Source organism: Paenibacillus crassostreae, assembly GCF_001857945.1.
Taxonomy (GTDB): Bacteria; Bacillota; Bacilli; order Paenibacillales; family Paenibacillaceae; genus Paenibacillus_AQ; species Paenibacillus_AQ crassostreae.
On sequence record NZ_CP017770.1, the window covers coordinates 940,217 to 961,036 of the forward strand.

General features: G+C 39.2%; 21 protein-coding genes. 6 read left to right on the forward strand and 15 right to left on the reverse strand.

Going from position 1 to position 20,820, the window contains the following annotated elements; all coding sequences use genetic code 11:
- Positions 1 to 179: 179 nt before the first annotated feature.
- Entirely contained in the window at positions 180 to 1,904 is a 1,725-nt protein-coding gene (gene acsA / locus LPB68_RS04575; RefSeq protein ID WP_068659764.1) for an acetate--CoA ligase, read from the reverse strand.
- Between the two features lie 242 nt (positions 1,905 to 2,146).
- Between acsA and LPB68_RS04580 the strand changes: the two genes are divergently transcribed.
- Positions 2,147 to 2,779 carry a GNAT family N-acetyltransferase gene (locus tag LPB68_RS04580; RefSeq protein ID WP_068659761.1) on the forward strand — a complete coding sequence of 211 codons (633 nt, stop codon included), beginning with the start codon at positions 2,147 to 2,149 and terminating at the stop codon, positions 2,777 to 2,779.
- 40 nt (positions 2,780 to 2,819) lie between these two features.
- On the opposite strand, the gene LPB68_RS04585 is transcribed toward LPB68_RS04580, so the two are convergent.
- From LPB68_RS04585 to LPB68_RS04600, 4 genes are all read right to left on the reverse strand, one after another.
- Complete coding sequence (locus tag LPB68_RS04585; RefSeq protein ID WP_257786624.1) at positions 2,820 to 3,527, reverse strand: 5'-methylthioadenosine/adenosylhomocysteine nucleosidase; 708 nt, start codon at positions 3,525 to 3,527, stop codon at positions 2,820 to 2,822.
- A gap of 83 nt (positions 3,528 to 3,610) precedes the next feature.
- Positions 3,611 to 4,624, reverse strand: a complete 1,014-nt coding sequence (ccpA, locus tag LPB68_RS04590) for a catabolite control protein A (protein ID WP_068659759.1) — start codon at positions 4,622 to 4,624, stop codon at positions 3,611 to 3,613.
- A 100-nt stretch (positions 4,625 to 4,724) separates the two neighbouring features.
- Positions 4,725 to 5,066, reverse strand: a complete 342-nt coding sequence (gene ytxJ, locus LPB68_RS04595; RefSeq protein WP_068659757.1) for a bacillithiol system redox-active protein YtxJ — start codon at positions 5,064 to 5,066, stop codon at positions 4,725 to 4,727.
- Between the two features lie 87 nt (positions 5,067 to 5,153).
- Positions 5,154 to 5,606: a hypothetical protein gene (locus tag LPB68_RS04600; RefSeq protein WP_068659755.1), complete on the reverse strand. Its 453-nt coding sequence runs from the start codon at positions 5,604 to 5,606 to the stop codon at positions 5,154 to 5,156.
- A 225-nt stretch (positions 5,607 to 5,831) separates the two neighbouring features.
- On the opposite strand from LPB68_RS04600, the gene LPB68_RS04605 reads away from it, so the two are divergent.
- Positions 5,832 to 6,359 carry a type 1 glutamine amidotransferase domain-containing protein gene (locus LPB68_RS04605; RefSeq protein ID WP_068659753.1) on the forward strand — a complete coding sequence of 176 codons (528 nt, stop codon included), beginning with the start codon at positions 5,832 to 5,834 and terminating at the stop codon, positions 6,357 to 6,359.
- A 134-nt stretch (positions 6,360 to 6,493) separates the two neighbouring features.
- Here LPB68_RS04605 and ptsP read toward each other — a convergent pair whose 3' ends face one another.
- From ptsP to LPB68_RS04630, 5 genes are all read right to left on the reverse strand, one after another.
- The gene (gene ptsP / locus LPB68_RS04610) at positions 6,494 to 8,242 is read right to left on the reverse strand and encodes a phosphoenolpyruvate--protein phosphotransferase (RefSeq protein WP_068659751.1); all 1,749 of its coding nucleotides are present in this window, start codon (positions 8,240 to 8,242) and stop codon (positions 6,494 to 6,496) included.
- On the reverse strand, positions 8,239 to 10,125 hold the full coding sequence (locus LPB68_RS04615; protein WP_068659749.1) for a glucose PTS transporter subunit IIA: 1,887 nt from the start codon (positions 10,123 to 10,125) through the stop codon (positions 8,239 to 8,241). The genes ptsP and LPB68_RS04615 overlap by 4 nt, the downstream gene beginning before the upstream one ends.
- A gap of 150 nt (positions 10,126 to 10,275) precedes the next feature.
- Complete coding sequence (locus LPB68_RS04620; RefSeq protein ID WP_068659748.1) at positions 10,276 to 10,695, reverse strand: CoA-binding protein; 420 nt, start codon at positions 10,693 to 10,695, stop codon at positions 10,276 to 10,278.
- 29 nt (positions 10,696 to 10,724) lie between these two features.
- The gene (aroA, locus tag LPB68_RS04625) at positions 10,725 to 12,014 is read right to left on the reverse strand and encodes a 3-phosphoshikimate 1-carboxyvinyltransferase (RefSeq protein WP_068659745.1); all 1,290 of its coding nucleotides are present in this window, start codon (positions 12,012 to 12,014) and stop codon (positions 10,725 to 10,727) included.
- Positions 12,015 to 12,072: 58 nt separating this feature from the next.
- Positions 12,073 to 12,585 carry a shikimate kinase gene (locus LPB68_RS04630; protein ID WP_232510261.1) on the reverse strand — a complete coding sequence of 171 codons (513 nt, stop codon included), beginning with the start codon at positions 12,583 to 12,585 and terminating at the stop codon, positions 12,073 to 12,075.
- Positions 12,586 to 12,786: 201 nt separating this feature from the next.
- Between LPB68_RS04630 and LPB68_RS04635 the strand changes: the two genes are divergently transcribed.
- Complete coding sequence (locus LPB68_RS04635; protein ID WP_068659743.1) at positions 12,787 to 13,131, forward strand: hypothetical protein; 345 nt, start codon at positions 12,787 to 12,789, stop codon at positions 13,129 to 13,131.
- On the opposite strand, the gene gndA is transcribed toward LPB68_RS04635, so the two are convergent.
- Together gndA and LPB68_RS04645 are read right to left on the reverse strand one after the other, a co-directional pair.
- The gene (gndA, locus tag LPB68_RS04640; protein WP_068659741.1) at positions 13,115 to 14,524 is read right to left on the reverse strand and encodes an NADP-dependent phosphogluconate dehydrogenase; all 1,410 of its coding nucleotides are present in this window, start codon (positions 14,522 to 14,524) and stop codon (positions 13,115 to 13,117) included. The two genes, LPB68_RS04635 and gndA, sit on opposite strands and share 17 nt — an antisense overlap.
- Positions 14,525 to 14,698: 174 nt before the next feature.
- Positions 14,699 to 15,295, reverse strand: coding sequence for a hypothetical protein (locus LPB68_RS04645; RefSeq protein ID WP_068659740.1), 597 nt, complete (start codon positions 15,293 to 15,295; stop codon positions 14,699 to 14,701).
- A 541-nt stretch (positions 15,296 to 15,836) separates the two neighbouring features.
- Between LPB68_RS04645 and LPB68_RS04650 the strand changes: the two genes are divergently transcribed.
- Entirely contained in the window at positions 15,837 to 16,466 is a 630-nt protein-coding gene (locus LPB68_RS04650; RefSeq protein WP_068659738.1) for a YktB family protein, read from the forward strand.
- A gap of 154 nt (positions 16,467 to 16,620) precedes the next feature.
- Complete coding sequence (locus LPB68_RS04655) at positions 16,621 to 18,096, forward strand: aminotransferase class I/II-fold pyridoxal phosphate-dependent enzyme (protein ID WP_068659736.1); 1,476 nt, start codon at positions 16,621 to 16,623, stop codon at positions 18,094 to 18,096.
- Positions 18,097 to 18,259: 163 nt separating this feature from the next.
- Here LPB68_RS04655 and LPB68_RS04660 read toward each other — a convergent pair whose 3' ends face one another.
- A complete protein-coding gene (locus LPB68_RS04660) occupies positions 18,260 to 18,574 on the reverse strand; it encodes a DUF1292 domain-containing protein (protein ID WP_068659734.1) in 315 nt (104 codons plus the stop codon).
- 98 nt (positions 18,575 to 18,672) lie between these two features.
- Complete coding sequence (locus tag LPB68_RS04665) at positions 18,673 to 19,227, reverse strand: stalk domain-containing protein (RefSeq protein ID WP_068659732.1); 555 nt, start codon at positions 19,225 to 19,227, stop codon at positions 18,673 to 18,675.
- Between the two features lie 484 nt (positions 19,228 to 19,711).
- Here LPB68_RS04665 and LPB68_RS04675 point away from each other — a divergent pair, with 484 nt between their 5' ends.
- Positions 19,712 to 20,449, forward strand: a complete 738-nt coding sequence (locus tag LPB68_RS04675; protein ID WP_068659729.1) for an MBL fold metallo-hydrolase — start codon at positions 19,712 to 19,714, stop codon at positions 20,447 to 20,449.
- A gap of 59 nt (positions 20,450 to 20,508) precedes the next feature.
- Here the strand turns inward: LPB68_RS04675 and LPB68_RS04680 are convergent, their stop codons facing one another.
- Positions 20,509 to 20,742 (reverse strand): DUF3892 domain-containing protein, encoded by a 234-nt coding sequence (locus tag LPB68_RS04680; RefSeq protein ID WP_418303830.1) that lies wholly within the window; start codon positions 20,740 to 20,742, stop codon positions 20,509 to 20,511.
- Positions 20,743 to 20,820 lie beyond the last annotated feature (78 nt).

Here is a 20,820-nt window from a genome sequence, read left to right on the forward strand (position 1 = left end):
GCGATACTTCGTATCACTTTAGGGTATCCGTCTCTGCCGAAATATAAGAAATAGAGGTTCAATAATCAATTTCATAATTACGCAACCCGATTTAGCTGCATCGGCGATTATGAAATTGATATTTAGAAAAGTCCACAACACATCATTCTGTGTTGTGGACTTCTTCTCAATCATTAATCTCAATCATCTATCGTAGATAAATCTCCTGTCGGAAGGTCTAGTTCCCATGCTTTAAGTACACGTCGCATTATTTTCCCAGAACGTGTCTTTGGTAACTTCTCTTTGAACTCTATTTCTCTAGGGGCTGCGTGAGCAGATAATCCCTCTTTCACAAATCTAACAATCTCTTCTTTCAACTCAGGCGTTGCCTCGTATCCTTCCCGCAGTGAGATGAATGCTTTAATAATCTCACCTCGAATCACATCGGGCTTCCCGATGACACCAGCTTCAAGTATAGCAGGATGTTCCAATAACTTACTTTCCACTTCAAAAGGCCCAATCCGTTCTCCTGATGAATTAATCACATCATCAACTCTACCTTGGAACCAGAAGTAACCTTCGTCATCCATATAAGCAGAATCCCCTGAAATATACCATCCTGGCACACGGAAATACTCTTCATATTTGGCCTTATTATTCCAGATGCGATTCATCATAGCAGGCCAACCCACCTTAATTGCTAGATTTCCCATTGTGTAAGGTGGTAATGTATTCCCCTTATCATCTTTAATGGTCGCTTCAATCCCAGGCAATGGGCGTCCCATCGATCCCGGCTTAATCGGCATTCCTGGATAATTACATATCATTTGAGCCCCTGTTTCAGTCATCCACCAAGTATCATGGATACGTTGTCCATACACCTTATAACCCCAACGAACAACCTCTGGGTTCAATGGCTCGCCTACAGATAGAACATGCCTTAAACTACTGAGTTTATAATTCGTCAGAATTTCTTCACCCGCACCCATAAGCATACGATAAGCTGTAGGAGCACTGTACCAGACTGTTACTTTATATTTATCAATCGTCGCATACCAATCTTGTGGGCTAAACCTACCTCCACGGACCACATTGGTTACTCCAGATAGCCAAGGTGCAAAAATACCATAAGCTGTACCTGTCACCCAACCAGGATCAGCTGTGCACCAATAAATATCATCCTCACGTAAATCAAGTACGATTTGAGCTGAATAATACTGTTGGATCATAGCATTCTGAACATGATATACTCCTTTGGGTTTTCCAGTAGAACCAGACGTATAATGCATAATAAGTCCATCATCTCGATCCAACCATTCAAGCTCTAAATCCGAAGAAGCGGAAGCCATTTCATCATGGTAATGAATGACAGAATCCTGCTGTTCCACTGTATCGCCCACAAGGAACACATGTTTCAAATCCGGAAGTTCTGACCTGGTTACCCTTCCTAACAGACTAGAAGTTGTAATTAAAGCCACTGCACCACTATCAATTAGTCTTTCTTTTACCGCCGTTTCCATGAAGGCCTCAAAGAGAGGGCCCACTACAGCACCAATCTTTAGAATACCTAATAGGCAAATATATAATTCTGGGCTGCGCGGCATAAAAATGAATACTCGGTCACCCTTACTAAGTCCATATTTACGAAGAACGTTACCAAACTGGTTCGATCGATCCCTTAATTGTCTAAACGTAAATGTCTCTTCACGTAGAGGATCACTATATAAAAGTGCCACTTTCTCACCACGGCCCTCAGTCACATGTCGATCAATCACTTCATATGCCATATTGCATTTACCTGTTTCATACCATGTGAAGTGACGTTCAATATCTTCCCAATTGAAATGTTCACAGGCTTGCTCGTAATCTCCCATATTAGACACAGAGCATATACTTGGAAATATTTCACTATGGTTTATTTCCATACGTCATTATTCCTCCATTCATACAAATCTCTCCTAAGACAGCGCTTACAATAGTTACTGAAATTTCATTCTTCATCGCTAAATCATGTAAGATATGGCATACTATACAATATATCATCACGTTCTATATGTGACTAATCTGTGTCTATTATAGTTCAAAGCGATTATAGCATACGTTTCAAATCTCTGCCATTTATTTTCATTTATACTTCTTTGTAGCTTGATCAGAAAGGCGGCCTAACATGGAACATCCTAAACTATACCACAGCCATTTCATATCCACTGATAATCACTTTCTTATAGTTGAAGGTCCTATATCAGGTGATGCTCTCTCACAATGGATACTTCATCCTGATCTTGATGCATTCCGACAACCCAAGGAACAACATAAAGCTCTAATCGAAATTTCCAAACTACCTGAAGGACGTATTATCATTGCCCGCGATGAGCAGACCATAGTTGGATACGTTACCTTCCATTACCCAGATGAACAGGAACGTTGGTCACAGGAACATATGATTGATCTCATTGAGTTAGGTGCTATTGAAGTTGCTGATGATTATCGTTCCATGGGTCTCGGTAGAACTATGATTGAGACTGCTTTTTCACATAACCAAATGGAGAGTTATATCGTATTCACAACCGAATATTATTGGCATTGGGATTTAAAGGGAAGTGGTCTAGATGTATGGAAGTATCGTAAAATGATGGAGAAGCTAATGAAATGCGTTGGTATGGAATGGTATGCAACAGATGACCCAGAGATTTGCTCTCACCCAGCTAATTGCCTAATGGTGCGAATCGGTAAAACGGTTCCCCTCTCATCGCAGGAACAGTTCGATCATATCCGATTTCAACAGCGATTTATGTATTAATCTCTCTTTTCGCATAGAAGTATATCTTCTTAGATAGCTTTTATAATTGTTTCAGCATATATTCTAAAATCGCATGCGAACGTTCTGCTGCTGTAATCGTAAATTCAGAATAATTCATATTCGCAGATCCATCTGCCTTATCAGACATGGACCGTATAATGACAAAATCCACACGATTCATGTAGCATACCTGAGCCACCGAGGCACCTTCCATCTCAACACAAGCTCCATCCATTTCCTTGTATAACCACGCAACTTTATTCCGATCTGCTATAAATTGGTCCCCCGACAACACCTTACCTAATCGGTACTTCCCCGCTGATATAGCACGACATGCCTGTTCAGCCAGAGATACTAAATGTTCATCTGCAACAAATATTGATTCTTCTTGATACGGAATAACCCCTCTTGCATATCCAAGTGCAGTTACATCCATATCATGCTGAATACATTCTGTAGAAATGACAATATCCCCAATGTTTAAGTCAGGATGTACCGCTCCAGCTACTCCAGTAAACATGATCTTGGATACTTTGAATTGATCAATTAATATTTGAGTGGTTACTGCTGCATTCACTTTACCTACCCCAGATTTACATACAACGACAGAATTCCCTTGAAATATTCCTTTGTTAAAACGAATTCCCGCTCTAGTTATTTCCTCGTATTGTTCCATCCCAGCTAACAATAACATAATCTCTTCATCCATTGCCCCAATAAGCCCAATCACTGAATTATTCGTTGTCACTCTGATCCCCCATTTTTAATAATGAATACGCATGAAAAAAGCTCCTAAAAGGAGCTCTCAATAGATAATATGCAAGTATAATGCTAGTCCTCATTCACAGAACGAACAGAAAGGCGAAGAATGGTCTCATGCGGTAAAATAACCCGCGGATTATCGACATTCTCTTTCTTCATTAGTTTGGTTAATAGGCGCATAGCAACTGCTCCCAAATCATACATTGGCTGAGCCACTGTTGTAAGTAATGGACGGACCATTGAAGCCATATGAATATTATCCACACTAATGATGGAGAAATCATCAGGTACTTTAAGTCCTTCATCCTGAATGCTATGAATAGCGCCGATTGCCATTTCATCTGTTGCAGCGAAAATCGCTGTTGGTTTTCTTCTCAATCCTAGGAAGTATTTCATAGCTTCTACACCCGACTCATAACGATAATTACCAATACGAACCCAGTCTTCCTGATATTCAATTCCTGCTGTTTCCAATGCTCTCTTATAACCTTGGAAACGGGAATACCCGTTGGCTGGATCTTGAAGTGTACCACTGATCATAGCAATCTCACGGTGTCCGTGACGAACTAGCGTACTCACTGCATCAAAAGCGGCTGCTTCATGGTCTATGTCAACTGAGGGATAATTACCTTTCTCATCACTAGTCGCGCAAAGTACAACAGGTACTGCAGAAGTCTGGAATGCAAGAATATGTTCATCCGTTACAGTTCCACCCATGAATAACAAACCATCTACTTGCTTCTCAAGCAATGTGTTAATAACTCGAATTTCCTTCTCTTTCTTCTTGTCAGCATTACATAGAATAATATTGTAATGGTACATGTTTGCAATATCCTCTATGCCCCGAGCAATTTCAGCAAAAATCGAATTAGAAATGTCCGGAATTACAACACCTACTGTTGTAGTCTTCTTACTAGCGAGACCTCTTGCAACAGCATTCGGACGATAGCCTAAACGTTCAATTGCCTCATATACTTTTTTACGGGTCTGTGGCTTAACGTTAGGGTTATTATTCACAACCCGAGATACCGTAGCCATAGATACGCCTGCCTCACGAGCCACATCATAAATGGTTACTGTCAAATTCTTTCTCTCCATTACAAATAAATTTTCATTCGATCAACCCAATATACTTAATATTACGACAATTTACTACTTTACGCAATGATAACGCTTTATAAATCTATTCTAACTCATGTTGTAAGGCATGAGAAGTAATCTTTGAATGCGAAATATGCCATACTGGCTGTTTATCTTTCAGAAGAATAACTTGTGGTGATTCATGTTTAACACCAACTAAATCAGCTAATTCACGGGAGATTGGACGATCCTCAATCACATAGATCATTCCATAATCAATAGATTCATTAGGTGTCTCCTCTAAATAGGACATCACCTGTTTGTATGCACTCTTACTGATAGAACATCGGGTACTATGTTTAAACAACAGTTGCGGCTTATTCTGTGATGCTTCCAATACCGTATTCAACTGCTCTAGTGTTGTTAGTCTAGTTATTGAAGCCAATTGAGACACCACCTTTACATGACATGAAACCTTTTTATTATCGTACCAAAATATGATGAAAAAAGCCATTAAAGAACAAAATATCACCTATTTTTCATGAGAATAAAGTTTTACATCATCCAATTCTGCTAAAACACTCGAATATTGACTTAATCTCTGTCGAAGATCCTCAATCCATTCGATGTCTTGCATACCCTCAGCATAATGAAATAAATCCAGTAATGCATTAATCCGCTCATCTATTATTTCCTTTAATGTTTGTGCGAGTACTTCACTCATGTCTTCTTCATTCTGTGAAAATACTTCGTAGAAGACTTCTGCTACTTCATTCATTTCTGTAAAGGATACTTTTATCTTATTCGATCCAACATCTATCGTCTGCATATAATGTACCAACATAGGCTTTATAGACTTTAAGAGATGATAGGATTTACATTCTTCGCAAATTTTGATGGGTACATATAGGATTTCAATATTTTCTGCATAAATAATCGTCCGCAATTCAATTCTCATCGGTTGACGACACTTACATTCATTCATATTAACACCTCATTGTGACATATTATCTTCTGACTCCAATAATATTGGGGTAGACATAACCCTATTCGACCTTAAGCAGAACAACTCCTTCCCTAGTTCATCTATTTTTTGTTGCCAAAAACCCCATTTTATAGGGTGGGTCATTGTGACTTCGGACAGAATTTTTGTTAAACTAAAGAAGTAGAACAGAAAGATTAGTCATTTATATATAGGGAGTGAGTCATGATGAGACTTTCAGATAAAAAAATAATCGCTCTTGTAAGCGACGATTTCGAAGATTTAGAGTTATGGTATCCGATATACCGATTGCGTGAAGAAGGGGCAGAAGTGCACCTTGTAGCCGAGGAAAAAGGCAAGACGTATATCGGTAAATATGGTGTTCCTGCAAAGAGCGATTATTCCTTCGAAGAAGTAAATAGTCAAGATTATGATGGTATTCTGGTGCCAGGTGGATGGTCTCCTGATAAACTACGTCGTTACAGTAAAGTTCTTGAACTTATTCGTGAAATGAACAACGACCGCAAACCAATCGGACAAATCTGTCATGCAGGCTGGGTGCTCATATCAGCCGGTATTCTGAAAGGAGTCACTGTAACCTCAACTCCAGGAATTCGCGACGATATGGAGAATGCTGGAGCTCTTTGGGTGGATGAGGCGGTAGTCGTAGATGGGCATATTATATCTGCTCGTAGACCTCCTGATCTTCCATCATACGGTAAGGCATATTGTGATGTCTTAGCAGGTGAGAAATAATAAATTGCTACTGTTCATAGATATGTTGAAATTACTGAAAAAGGCGACTTTTCGTTCTAATGAACGGAAGGTCGCCTTTATTTATGAATTGTTTTACTTTGTTTCTTTCATCAAAAGTTATAATTCACTTTTTATCATTCTGCTGCAATAGATCTACTACTTCTATGTGAATGATGATAATCATCCAATAGCTTTTGAATTTCTGTATTGGTATGCAGTTTGTAGCAAGCTTTAGCTACGGCCTTTTCTTCTTCAGCTGCTGTATTTAATAAGCGATGTTTGATCCTTAATAAGGATTGTGGAGACATACTTAGTTCATGTACACCTAATTCTATCCACAACGGGATAGAACGCTCGTCCCCTGCCATCTCGCCACACACACTAACAGAAATCCCAGCATTTCTAGCTGCTTCAACCGTTGACCGTAACATCCGCAGAATAGCTGGGTGATACGGATGATATAGATGAGCAATTTGTTCATTCATTCGATCAACAGCCAGTACATACTGTACCAAATCATTGGTACCAATACTGAAGAAATCTGTTTCTTCTGCAAGTAAATCCGCTATAGCTACAGCTGCTGGCACCTCGATCATTATACCAACCTGAATATTATGGTTATATTGTATTCCACGTGTATCTAATTCTGACATGGATTCATGGAGTAGCTCATTAGCTAGTCTTACTTCTTCTACCGATGAGATCATCGGATACATGATCTTCACCTTTCCGTAATGACTCGCACGTAGTATTGCTCTTAATTGAGTTTTAAAAAGTTCTTTTCGATCTAAACTAATACGTATCGCACGGTAACCTAGGAATGGATTATCTTCCTCAGGAAGAGAGAAGTAATCCAAATGCTTGTCCCCACCAATATCCAAAGTACGAATCACCACTGATCTACTACCCATCATTTCTGTTACCTGCCGGTATACTTCGAATTGTTCTTCTTCACTTGGGAAAGTTACTCGATCCATATACAAGAATTCTGTACGGAAAAGACCTACACCATCAGCACCATGTTTCAATGCCATATCCAATTCCTTCACTGAACTAATATTTGAAGATAAGGTCATTTGATATCCATCTTTAGTCACAGATTCAACTGATGCAAGCAGCTGAAGTTGCTCTTTCTTCTGCTGCTGCTTTACTCTTACTGCCTCATAATGAGCTAGTGCCGTTTCATTGGGATGGATAAATACCTGCCCTTGATCTCCATCAATAATTAACATATCACCTGTCTGAATCGGCGTCTTCAAGCTATTCTCTAAGCCAGATACTAGAGGTATCCCTAATGCACGTGACATGATTGCAGAATGTGATGTTTTTCCGCCAATTAGAGTAGCAATCCCAAGAACATGGGAAGGATTCAAATGAACTAACTGTGATGGAGACAGTTCTTTAGCAACTAATATATAGGGCTGGGTATCTTGAGGAAGTGTAATCTCTGGTGCCCCTAATAAATGCTTCAACAATCGATTTCCAACATCCTTAATATCCAAAGCTCTTTCTTTCATATATTCATCATCCAGTAGATCAAACATTGTTACGAAGTGGTCGATAGCCTCCTTCACGGCAACTTCAGCTGCTTTATATTGACGTTCAATGATGCCTTGAATTTCATTCATAAAGATTGGATCTTCCAGTATGGCAAGATGAGCATCAAAAATACTTGATTCCTCTTCACCTACTACCTCTTTAAATTCGTTGCGAATGAACTCAATCTCATTTCTAGAGGTGCGGATTCCTTCATACAATCGTTCAAACTCTTTGGACAAATCTATATTTTCCATTCTAGACTCAGGAAGATCCCATTCCCAGCTAGGAAGAACAAATGCTTTACCAATAGCGACTCCTGTAGCCGCTCCAATACCTTGTATCATAACTCAAACCCTCCAGCATTTCTGTCGTGTAGTACAACAGACATTACAGATGCCTGCCCTTTTTTAACAGCTTTAAAAGGAGCAAAGCTCCATGATTTCACTCGTTCCGGATTGGTAATGACCATCGGAGTAGCTAATGATTTAGCATGTTGACGAATATACGCCAGATCAAATTTAATAAGTAATTGGCCAGGAACAACAGAATCGCCTTCTTTGACGACAGCTTGGAAATAGCCGCCTTTCAATTGAGATGTATCAATTCCTATATGAAGAAGTACTTCTAGCCCTTCAGGAGTTGAAATACCAATCGCATGCATTGTTGGATACAAGTGAATGATTGTTCCGTAAACCGGAGACACCAATTCATCTCGTTCGGGAATAAATGCGACCCCATCTCCGACTAACTTAGCAGCAAAAATATGATCCGGGACTTCTTCAATCGGTAACATACGTCCTTGCATAGGTGCACTAAATAATACTTGAGGTAAGTCCCTCTGCATTAGCTTATTAACTTCTTCACGAATCAATTCTGAATACGTGCCAAAAACAATCTGAACATTTCCACCACCTAGCTTAATTAACCCTGCTGAACCAAGTAACTTAAGCGAGTTACTATCAATAAGGCGATCATTCTTAACAGTTATACGGAGGCGAGTAATACAAGATTCTACCTGTACAATATTCTCCTTACCTCCAAGAGCTTCTAGGATCAGTGGTGCTTGATAAGGGATATTCCCTGCCCAATCTTCCAAAGTCGAACCTTCTTCTCTTCCTGGTGTAGGGATCTGAAATCTATGGATAGCCCATCGAAATAACTTGTAATATATGACTCCATAGATCATTCCAATAGGAATGAGCATCCAAGCATTCTCTGACAAATGAAAGTTAAGTACATAATCAATAGCCCCTGCTGAATATGAAAACCCATGATGAATCCCTAAAGCATATGTAATCCACATAGCAATTCCAGACAACACAACATGAACCATATACATATATGGAGCTACGAATAGGAAAGCAAACTCAATTTGTTCGGATACACCTGTGAAGAAGCATACCAATGCAGCCGTTAAAAAAGTTTTCTTGATCTTCGGTTTCAGATCCTCACGTGCCTCATGAATGATGGCCAAGGCAATACCCGGTATAGCAAACATCATGATCGGAAATAATCCAGCCATAAATGTTCCTGCTGTAGGGTCACCTGCAAAATAACGAGGTAAGTCACCTTGTATGACATTTCCATCTGGTGTTGTGAAGTTACCAAGCTGGAACCAGAACACATTGTTAAGTAAATGATGCAAACCAAAGGCAGTTAGAATGCGATATAACATCCCATATAGGAAGAGTCCGAACCCACCTAAATGTGTGACCAATATTGTTAGTTCATCAAGACCTCGTTGTAAAAAAGGCGCTATTCCTATCATAAACCACGAGAATATTGCCGAGAACAAACCCATCGCCAGTAGTACAAAACGTGACCCACCAAAAAACTGGAAAATTTCTGGAAACTTTATATATTTAAACCGATTATATAACACACCTGCGATGATACCGAAAATAATTCCTATTAAAGTCGTTGGTTGTACACTTCCGTCACCTAGATGTCTTAGAATCTGTTCGTATATGAACATACCTGATAACGCCGCAAGTCCCGCTGGACCCGCTTGATTGGCAAGTCCCCATGCTACACCTACTGCGAATAAATAAGGCAAGAAGAAGAAAATACCTTGACCTGCCCATGTACTAACTTCTGCAATGGCTGGTAGTCCCCAATCTACCCATGGCAAGCTACCTACACTTAGTAGAATAGCTGCTGCAGGCAATACCATTGTAGGGAGCATGATCGCTCTTCCGAGCTGTTGCAAAGATCCCAACCAATTCAAGCTGACACTCCCCTTTCTCCACACGATCAAAAACAAATGATCCCACATTTATCATTGATCCTATGTATATCAAATGGTACGCTCTGACAGTCATTTTGTCAAAAACAAGAAAAGACCCCACCGGGTCTTCTCTATTCTATTCCATGTTGGTTAATTTAGTATGGCATCTTCAACTTTAATACAACGATCCATAATCACTATCAGTCCATGTTCTTCAGCAATCGTCGCAGCTTCATCGCTAATAATACCTTGTTGTAACCATAATACATTAGCTCCGATGGCCACTGCATCGCGCGCAACCTCTGCGCAAAACTCACTTCGACGAAATACGTTTACAATATCGATGGGTTCTGGCACATCTTGGAGCGAAGCATAGCAAGTTTCACCAAGAATGACTTTCCCACTTGCTGTTGGATTCACAGGTATAATACGGTATCCCTTTTTCTGCAGTGCATAGGCAACCATGTAAGATGTGCGATCACTCTTATCTGATAGACCTACTACTGCAATACTACCTGCTTGCTTTAATAGTCGTCCAATTTCTTCTCGCGATGGATTATTGAAAGACATTTCGACACCCCATTTCTATAAAAATATAGCTAGATCCATTTCACTTGAGCACCGAGGGCTTCTAAATGTTCGAAATATTGTGGATATGATTTAGCAACATGATGTGCATCCTTAATGGTGATCGGTTGGGCTGCTCGCAAACCTACGATACTCAAAGCCATAATAACACGATGATCGTAGTGCGCATTAATCTCTACGCCGCCTTCAACACCTTCAGGACGCCCGTGAACAATAATCTCTGCTTGTCTTTCTTCTACATTAGCACCAGCTTTACGAAGCTCTGCCAGATAGTCTGTGATCCGATCACATTCTTTATACCTTAGGTTCTCAACATTATAGAATCTAGATGTACCCTCTGCAAATACCGCTGCTGCAACCATAGCTAGCACGGCATCTGTAGCCGCATCACCATCAAATTCTATCGCTTTTAATCTACCATTCCCTTTAACATGTACAATATCATTCTCGTGTGTCAGTGGTACTCCCATCATTTGTAACACATCAACAATTGCCCGTTCTCCTTGCTTACTTGCAACCGACAATCGTTCAACAACAACATCTGATTGCGTTACAGCAGCAGCGGCCAATATTGCTGCAGATCCGGGATAATCACCTTGTACGGTGTAGTCTTGAGCTTTGTAAGATTGTCGTCCTGGAACGCTGAACGTCATATAATCAGGTGATGCATGAACAATAATTCCAGCCTGTTCCAGTACCTCCAGGGTCTGACCTATCACAACTTTAGATTTCAAGTCACCTAGAACTTCAATCTCACTATCTTGTTCCAATAGTGGTGTTAGAAACAATAGAGCACTTAAATATTGTGAACTTACCTCACCAGATACCTTAATCTTACCTCCGGTAGGTTTTCCACCACGAATAGTTATAGGTAATCTACCATCATTGTGTTCAACCTCTACACCTAATTGTCCTAGTGCTTCAATTAGATCATCATGAGGTCTTTTGCCCAAAGAATCTGGATATGTATTCACGAACGTTACATCTGGACATAGCGTAGCAATCCCCATTAAGAATCGTAGGACAGCACCAGCATTTCCAACATTCAGTTCTTGAACATCCAGTGGATGTTTACCAAATCCAGTAATAGTAGCTTTCTCATCGTCTTCGATAAGCGTTGCCCCAAGATCCTGAATACAGCGTCTCATCGCGTCACTATCTTCACTGTGTGCTGGATAATAAACCGTGCTCGTACCTTCTGCTAATGCAGCCACAAGCAAATAGCGAGTTGTATAGTTCTTCGATGATAAAGCTCCAATCTTTCCATTTAAACGAGGGGTTGGATTAACGATCATGTCCATTAGTAAATAACTCCTTTATATTCAATTCATTTAAGGTATTCTTATATTACAAACAAACTTAAACGCGGTAATTGGCTAAAATCATAGAACCTACTTGTTCCACTGAGTATAACGAAGTATTCACAGTGTAATCTGCGAATAGATATGCATTCTTGCGTTCTTCAAGAATTGTTCGTATTCGTTCTTCTGCATTACCCGCTAATAGCGGTCTCACACCATCACCTTGAACACGCGAAACAATATCTTCCACTTCAGCAGTTAAAGATACAACCCAGCCACCTTGTTGCATCAACATGCAATTCTCGTCCTTTAGTACAACTCCTCCACCTGTCGCAACAATCTGCTTCGTACCCGTTAATACTTTCCGTAATATAGCTGTTTCAGCCTGACGGAAATAAGCTTCACCCTGATTAGTAAAAATAGATGCAATACTGCAACCTTCATGTTCCACTAGAGCTTCATCTAAATCAACCAAATCATATTCAAGTTGTTGTGCGAGCCATTTGCCTACGGTAGATTTACCCGTGCCCATCATTCCTATTAGAATAATATTCTGTTGTGATTGACTCAATTTAACACCTCTTTATTCTACGCTATTTCTCTATCAGAAAGTCATTATTCAAACTCGTTGTTTCATATCATACCACAGCCCTAAAAGTTTCGACAATCGAACATCATAAGGATGATTCTATTTATGCTAGAGTTACATATACTAGATTAAACGAGGCTTTTTTTATATCAATATTCAAAACCATAAGGGGTGAATTGAACAATGCCTGATAATCATTGTCATTCTAGTATTCATAGTAAACATCTTTTACATATATTGGATGTCCGCCATGTGTTATGCCGCGATGATATCATTTGGGTATTACATTATGTTCACAAAAAAATAGCTCAGGATGATCCAGAATTTCTGGAACTTCCTAAGCCTCGTATATTACGTAATTTCAAATCTTTTACCGAGATCAGTATGTTACTTCTTAGCCGTACTGGGACAAGCTATCTAGAACAGGACAAGCTTCGTTCCTCTCTCTTAGAAGCTTTACACGGACTGATTCCCTTATCATATCTTGAGACAGATTCTGATTCAGTAGAATCTATTCCATCCAGTTAAAGTGGAAGCTACCTTCTTTATCTACACGTTTGAATGTGTGCGCGCCGAAGTAATCACGTTGTGCTTGAAGTAAATTAGCTGGCAATCTTTCTGTACGATAGCTGTCATAATATGCAAGTGCACTTGCAAAGCCAGGTACTGGAATACCTTTAGTTACAGCAGCTGAAATGGTTTGACGCCAAGCACCTTGATAGTTCTCCAAGATATCCTTAAAGAATGGATCAAGCAACAAGTTCTTCAAGTCTGCATTCTTCTCGTATGCATCCGTAATATTCTGTAAGAAGCGAGAACGGATGATACAACCACCACGCCAGATTTTAGCAAGGCTACCATATTTCAAATCCCAACCATATTCATCAGAAGCTACACGTAATTGTGCGAAACCCTGTGCATACGATACGATTTTACTTGCGAACAAAGCCTTACGAACACTTTCAATGAACTCAGCTTTATTACCTTGAAAAGGTTCTTTCGTAGGTCCGTTCAAGATTTTGCTAGCTTCAACACGTTCTTCTTTCATCGCAGATAAGAACCGTGAGAATACAGATTCAGTAATCATGGATAATGGTACGCCAAGATCAAGGGAACTTTGGCTTGTCCATTTACCTGTACCCTTTTGACCTGCAGCATCAAGGATAATATCTACCATTGGTTTACCTGTTTCGGCATCATATTTCGAGAATATGTCTGCTGTAATCTCAATTAGATAACTATCCAATTCTCCTTTATTCCATTCAGTGAAGATTTCATGCAATTCCTCTGCACTCAGATTCAACACGTCTTTCAAAAGATGATAAGCTTCCCCAATTAGTTGCATATCACCATACTCGATACCGTTATGAACCATTTTCACATAGTGTCCTGCTCCATCAGGGCCAATATATGTACTGCAAGCCTCTCCATCCACTTTAGCCGAAATGGCTGTTAAGATTGGTTCAACTAATTGATATGCGCTTTCTTGACCACCAGGCATGATAGAAGGACCCTTTAACGCACCTTCTTCACCACCTGAGACACCAGCACCAATGAAGCGGAAACCTTTCTCTTCAAGCTCTTTACTACGACGTTGTGTATCAGGGAAATAGGCATTACCACCATCAATAATGATATCACCTTGATCTAGATAGGGTAACAATTGTTCAATTGTTGCATCTGTTGCTTTACCTGCTTGTACCATAATAAGAATTTTACGAGGCACTTCAAGCGATTGGACAAATTCCTCAACAGAAAAAGCACCTGTTAGATTCTTGCCTTCAGCTTCTTTAAGAAGATCATGCGTTTTTTCAGGAGAGCGGTTAAATACAGAGACTGAGAATCCTCTACTCTCGATGTTAAGAGCCAAATTTTTGCCCATTACAGCAAGTCCAATGACACCTATTTGTTGTTTCGACATTTGCTTGACCATCCTTTGCTCTTTTTTTATTTACAACGTTGTTACTCATTTTATATATTAACGTTTTTAACCAAAAAAGTGAACCCCTCTTCCTGATTCCCAACACAGAAAACACCCCGAAGGATCGGAGGTGTATTCCTTATTTGTGTTCCTTATAGTAAACGAAAGATATGATTACCATTCTAGAGCCGACAACTCTCGACTTAATTCACGAAGTCGTTCTTTACATAATTCTATCTTATCTGTATCATTCGCCATCATCGCTTCATAGAGTTTTTCTAATTCTTCATCCACTTCAATACGTCGTAATTGTAGACGCATATCGCCTTCTAAAGAATAATACATATTGTTCATCTCACGTTCAGTAAAGTATGTTCCTTTCTGAAACAAGACTCGTTGTTGATAACCCGATATCTCTACCAAGCGTATCACTTCCCCAAACAATATATTTTCAATCAAAATCTGTCTGTCCTTGAATCGTTTCACAACCGCATGCCCCTTTGTGTCTCCAATCAATTTCTCTATCCAATCAGAAAGCTTAGCATCACGGATCACGTAATCTCCTACCATTTTATAACCTCTACGTGTTCTCAAAAAACGAAGTTTAACTAACTTCCGCCCTGTTCTAACTGAAATAATAAAAAGTGTCTCATTTTCGCTCCAATAAAGGGAATAGCCCTCTTGAATCAAATCTTTGATCAAGTCCTGGATATGTTTTCGACTGAAGCGAAGTTCCAGATTACAATATTCAACTTCACAATTTTTGTTCACGGCACTCCCCCCTAAATTAGATATTACAATTAATGTTTGAATCAGTTTCATAATCGCCTAAGCAGGTTTGCGTAATTATGAAATTGATTCTTGAATCAGTTTCATATTCGCTAATGCAGCTCAATTATGAAATTGATTCTTGAATCAGTTTCATATTCGCTACAGCTCAATTATGAAATTGATTCTTGAATCAGTTTCATATTCGCTACAGCTCAATTATGAAATTGATTCTTGAATCAGTTTCATATTCGCTACAGCTCAATTATGAAATTGATTCTTATATGAAGAAACGTACGCAATAGGATCATTTGCTTGATATATTTTATACTTTATCTTATGTGATGGTAACTTGGTTTATTGACTATTTTTACCCTAAAAAAATCATCATTAAACCTTTATATGAAAAATAGAGAATTCATACATCACAATCCCCAACTTTTCGGTATGTTATAATATTATGGTATGTAGAAACAACTTCATAATTACGCAAAGGCGATTATGAAATTGTTTCTAGGCAAATCATTACACAGGAGGCACTACCATGACGTTCACAGGATTTACGAAACAAGATTTTGATGTATTTAACGTTCCAGGTCTTGAACAGAGAATGGAGGCTCTTATAGCCAATGTTCGACCTAAATTAGAGATCCTCGGAACTGAAATAGCCCCATTCTTATCAGCCATTTGCGGTGAGGAGATTTTCCCACATGTAGCGAAACACGCTCGTCGTAAGGTCAATCCACCGAAAGATACTTGGGTCGCTTGGTCAGCTAATAAAAGGGGATATAAAGCACTTCCACATTTCCAAGTAGGTATGTTTGAATCACATCTATTTATAATTTTCGCCGTTGTTTATGACTGTACCAATAAATTACAATTTGCTAAGCAACTACAAGCTCACACAAATTCTATTAACAAATTAGTACCTGATCAATTCTACTGGTCCATGGATCATATGGATCCTAGTGGAACACTTCATTCAGAAGTTACAAAAAGTGACCTAGAGGCCATGGCTAAGAAATTAGCAACGGTTAAAAAAGCCGAAATTTTATGTGGATTGCGCATTGATAATCATGATTCCATTCTTCAGAATCGTGAAGAACTACTACCGCTTATTCAGTCGACATTCGAACAATTATTACCTTTGTACAAGCTATCATTCAAAAATTAATTCTCTCAATACTCTCTATACTACTTACCAATCAATGGGGCTTCATGCCCCATTACATTCCATTAAAAAGTTAATGTTTACAAAAGCTTGCATTCCCCCCCCGATTTGTTATACTCATCTTTGTATTTTATTTAAGAAAGGGTGGGTATAATCCATGGACCATAGCAATACACCACTTTTTACGGCAGTAAAGAATCATGCTGCTAGTAAACCCGTGCAATTTCATATTCCCGGTCATAAACAAGGTAGAGGATCGGATGAAGAATTCCGACAATTCATAGGGGATAATGCCCTTTCCATAGACTTGATTAACATTGCTCCACTTGATGACTTACATCAACCTACGGGTGTCATCGAAGAAGCACAAGCATTGGCGGCAGATGCCTTCGGCGCAGATTATACCTATTTCAGTGTACAAGGTACCAGTGGTGCTATTATGACCATGATCCTTTCCACTTGCTCACCTGGTGACAAAATTATTATCCCTAGAAATATTCATAAATCGATCATGTCAGCCATTATTTTTTCCGGTGCTAAACCTGTATTTGTCTCCCCTGCTCGCGATGAGAACTTGGGGATAGATCATGGAATTACAACCAGTTCTGTAAAAAGAGCATTAGATCGGCATCCCGATGCCAAGGCAGTCTTAGTTATTAATCCGACTTATTTCGGTTTATGCGCAGACTTGAAGGAAATCGTAGAACTTGCACATAGCCGTCATGTTCCTGTTTTAGTTGATGAAGCACATGGCGTATTGATCCATTTCCATGATGACCTCCCAATCTCAGCTATGGAAGCAGGAGCAGATATGTCTGCTACCAGTGTTCACAAACTGGGTGGTTCCATGACTCAAAGCTCAGTTCTCAATCTTAATGTGAAGAATGGCTTTGTAAATTCGCAGCGAGTACAGACTATATTCAGTATGTTGACAACAACTTCTACTTCATATATTCTACTATCTTCACTAGATACATCAAGACGTAATCTAGCTCTTAATGGACAAGCTATTGCACAGAAAGCAATTGACCTTGCCCAATACGCACGTAAAGAAATCAACACCCTACCTGGTCTCTACTGCTTCGGCGAAGAAATACTGGGTGGAGAAGCCACTTATGATCTTGATCCTACGAAGCTAACGATACATGTTCGCCATCTCGGTATTACCGGCTATGAGACTGAGAATTGGCTACGTGAGCATTATAATCTAGAGGTTGAATTAAGTGATATGTACAATATCCTTTGTCTAGTTACACCAGGGGATAAGGAAGATACCGTTGATATTCTTCTATCAGCCTTACGGGAGTTATCTGATACCTATTATTTGGTGAACCAAGCACATGAGTTAGTTATCAAAATCCCAGAGATCCCGCTCCTATCCATTAACCCGAGAGAAGCCTTCTATGGAGATACAGAGATCATTCCTTTTAAAGAATCCGCTGATCGCATCATAGCTGAATTTATTTATGTCTATCCGCCAGGGATTCCAATTCTACTTCCAGGTGAAGTTATCTCTCAAGATAACATCGATTATATTATCGAACATATCGAAGTCGGATTACCTGTAAAAGGACCCGAAGATCGCTATATTCACAACATCAAAGTAATCGTTGAGACAGATGCTATATTCTAAATTAACCAAGCAGAAACGGCTATGCCGTCCCCGTTCAAGGACGGTATCCGTCTCTGCCGAAATATAAGAAATTGATTCAAGTGAAACTTATCTTTCTTATATTTCAAAAAGGCTCCGTACCTAATTAAGGTACAGAGCCTTTTCAAATTTACAGGAAAATAATCTATTCTTGCTGTGCAATTAGCACATTATATACTTCTTCCACAGACTTCCATTCTTCTTCATCTTCGATGTTATAGAGAACCATTTCTTCGTTCTCTTCTTCCATACGTAAGATAATTCCATCTGCTTCAGGATTTTCACGTTCAAGTAATAGTGCATAGACCTTTTCGCCTACGTCAAAAGTCTCAACAAGAACCATTTCCACGTCAGTTCCATTCTCGTCGGTCAGAGTTAAGATAAACTCTTCGTGCTCACCATGGTCATGATCATGACCGCAGCCGCAATCATCGCCGTGTTCATGTTTTTGATCGCTCATTTAAATACCTCACTTCGGTTTGAATTTTAGTACTTTGGTATCGTAACATGGAAGGCATTTAAGGTCAATTTTACCTTTAATATTAACATCAAAGCATATTAATCTAAGGCTGTAATGACCTTTTGTGAAACCAATTCATAATCTGAGTTTTCAGAATATTTAATATAGAATCCTATTTTATATTTACCGGATGTTTTGAAGTCATATGTAAAATCATCAGTTCGAAACCAGAAATTATCCTTCTGATCACTATCTAAATCCTGAGATTGGATGTCTTTCGTTGTACCTGCTGGATCAGTGATTGCTACCTTAACAGATACTATATTTTCGGATAAATTATCCACTTGACTAAATACATTAAATTTCAGTTTACCTTTATTTACGTTACCGAATATAGTATCTCCTTTGAATAAGAAAATATGAACATTTGGTTTAATAAACTTCACTTGATTACTGACCGAATCCCAATTCACTAGGCCCTCAAACGCGCGTAACGGTACGTAGGTCTTACCCTCTATGACATAACCACCATCTTGAACTTCTTGCCCATTCACCCAAAAATGAACCTTATTATTGACTGAATCAGCAAACAGCAAAGATCCCCCCATGAGGGATAAGACTAATGTGCTTACTACAACTTTTTTCCATCTCATAATTTAACGCCCCCTCCAACCTATTCCATTCATGATGCTATACATATATACACAAAAATAGTCATCAAGTTGCGGTCAATCGGATACTTATACCAAAAAAACCACAGAAGGAACATCTGCAGTTTTGATGATTATTCACTATTCATTGACTCCATTTAGTTAAAATACAAGGAATACCATTGCCTACCGCACCTGGAAGTCTCATTCTTTCTCTGTAACGTATTCCTGCTGCACAAGGTGTTTTACATTCTTCACACACGTGAGAGGTCACTAATTTCATACCTTTTATAACTTTATCCGATTTAAGCGGCTTCTTACTTTTAGATTTAACCATCATCACACCCCATTCCAGATGTAGACCCACACGGTATTGTATGAGGATTCCATTCAATGGGAACTCTGAACTTATAACTATTTTGACAATAACTTCTGTTGTCATTTCTGAATGAATGATATATTAATCACATGAAGGGAGGTATTCGTCATGAGTTTACAATTAGAGATGCTCGGAACGGGAAATGCCTTTGCTAAAAATTACTACAATAATAACGCACTACTCTTCGATGACCAGTTCTCACTTTTAATCGATTGTGGGGTAACAGCTCCCATAGCACTACATAACCAAGGTAAAACCTTTGATGATATAGATGCTGTATTAATAACCCATATTCATGCCGATCACGTAGGTGGGCTCGAGGAACTAGCATTCAAGATGAAGTATTTGCACCATCGTAAAATGATCCTATATATTGCAGATGATCTTGTGGAGACATTATGGGAGAATACGCTAAAAGGCGGTTGTTATCAAGCGGGGGAAATTACTTCATTAAATGATATATTTGACGTTCGACCACTTCAGCCACTGAAGCCTCATTATATATCCGAACATATTACAGTGGAGTTAATCCCTACTAAACATATACCGGAAAAATCTAGTTACTCACTCTATCTAAATGAAAATATATTTTACAGTTCGGACATGGTCTTTGATCCTGCACTCCTAAGTCATCTAATTAATACACGTGGTTGCAAGACGATCTTTCACGAATGTCAATTTCAGGGATCAGGAGTGGTACATACAACGCTTCAAGAGCTTCTATCACTCCCACTAGAAATCCAGCAGTATATCTATTTAATGCATTATGGTGATGATAAAGATCGATACATAGATCAGATTGGCGATATGACATTCTTAGAACAGAATCTGATCTATGAGCTTTAAAAAAGAAAGCCAGCTGAGTCTCCATTGAGGAGTCTACAGCTGGCTTTTTGCTATCTATTTTATTCAAAAATAGGAAGTTGATCTAAATTGTTCGATGGGTCTCCATCCGCATCTCCACGGATATACATTCCCCCATCTCTCCCCTTAAATATATTAACGCCAGCAATTGCACCTGCATTCACTTCCTGAAGGGCTTGCTCATAGGCTAACACGCGACCTGATGAAGTTTGAAATGCGGTCAAATCACCATCACCATTCTTCTGCACAGCAATAAATTGTTCACGGCCTGACATTCCCATAACGATCACTCCTAAATTTTTTTGAGCGATACTTCTTGAGTTACTTCGACAAAAATACTTCGGAAGCATTAG

What these genes read in the sequence shown, in the direction of transcription:
- acsA (WP_068659764.1), bottom strand. Translation starts at nt 1,904, where the DNA reads ATGGAAATAAACCATAGTGAAATATTTCCAAGTATATGCTCTGTGTCT.
- LPB68_RS04580 (WP_068659761.1), top strand. Translation starts at nt 2,147, where the DNA reads ATGGAACATCCTAAACTATACCACAGCCATTTCATATCCACTGATAAT.
- LPB68_RS04600 (WP_068659755.1), bottom strand. Translation starts at nt 5,606, where the DNA reads ATGAATGAATGTAAGTGTCGTCAACCGATGAGAATTGAATTGCGGACG.
- LPB68_RS04605 (WP_068659753.1), top strand. Translation starts at nt 5,832, where the DNA reads ATGAGACTTTCAGATAAAAAAATAATCGCTCTTGTAAGCGACGATTTC.
- ptsP (WP_068659751.1), bottom strand. Translation starts at nt 8,242, where the DNA reads ATGATACAAGGTATTGGAGCGGCTACAGGAGTCGCTATTGGTAAAGCA.
- LPB68_RS04620 (WP_068659748.1), bottom strand. Translation starts at nt 10,695, where the DNA reads ATGTCTTTCAATAATCCATCGCGAGAAGAAATTGGACGACTATTAAAG.
- aroA (WP_068659745.1), bottom strand. Translation starts at nt 12,014, where the DNA reads ATGGACATGATCGTTAATCCAACCCCTCGTTTAAATGGAAAGATTGGA.
- LPB68_RS04635 (WP_068659743.1), top strand. Translation starts at nt 12,787, where the DNA reads ATGCCTGATAATCATTGTCATTCTAGTATTCATAGTAAACATCTTTTA.
- gndA (WP_068659741.1), bottom strand. Translation starts at nt 14,524, where the DNA reads ATGTCGAAACAACAAATAGGTGTCATTGGACTTGCTGTAATGGGCAAA.
- LPB68_RS04650 (WP_068659738.1), top strand. Translation starts at nt 15,837, where the DNA reads ATGACGTTCACAGGATTTACGAAACAAGATTTTGATGTATTTAACGTT.
- LPB68_RS04655 (WP_068659736.1), top strand. Translation starts at nt 16,621, where the DNA reads ATGGACCATAGCAATACACCACTTTTTACGGCAGTAAAGAATCATGCT.
- LPB68_RS04660 (WP_068659734.1), bottom strand. Translation starts at nt 18,574, where the DNA reads ATGAGCGATCAAAAACATGAACACGGCGATGATTGCGGCTGCGGTCAT.
- LPB68_RS04665 (WP_068659732.1), bottom strand. Translation starts at nt 19,227, where the DNA reads ATGAGATGGAAAAAAGTTGTAGTAAGCACATTAGTCTTATCCCTCATG.
- LPB68_RS04675 (WP_068659729.1), top strand. Translation starts at nt 19,712, where the DNA reads ATGAGTTTACAATTAGAGATGCTCGGAACGGGAAATGCCTTTGCTAAA.
- LPB68_RS04680 (WP_418303830.1), bottom strand. Translation starts at nt 20,742, where the DNA reads ATGTCAGGCCGTGAACAATTTATTGCTGTGCAGAAGAATGGTGATGGT.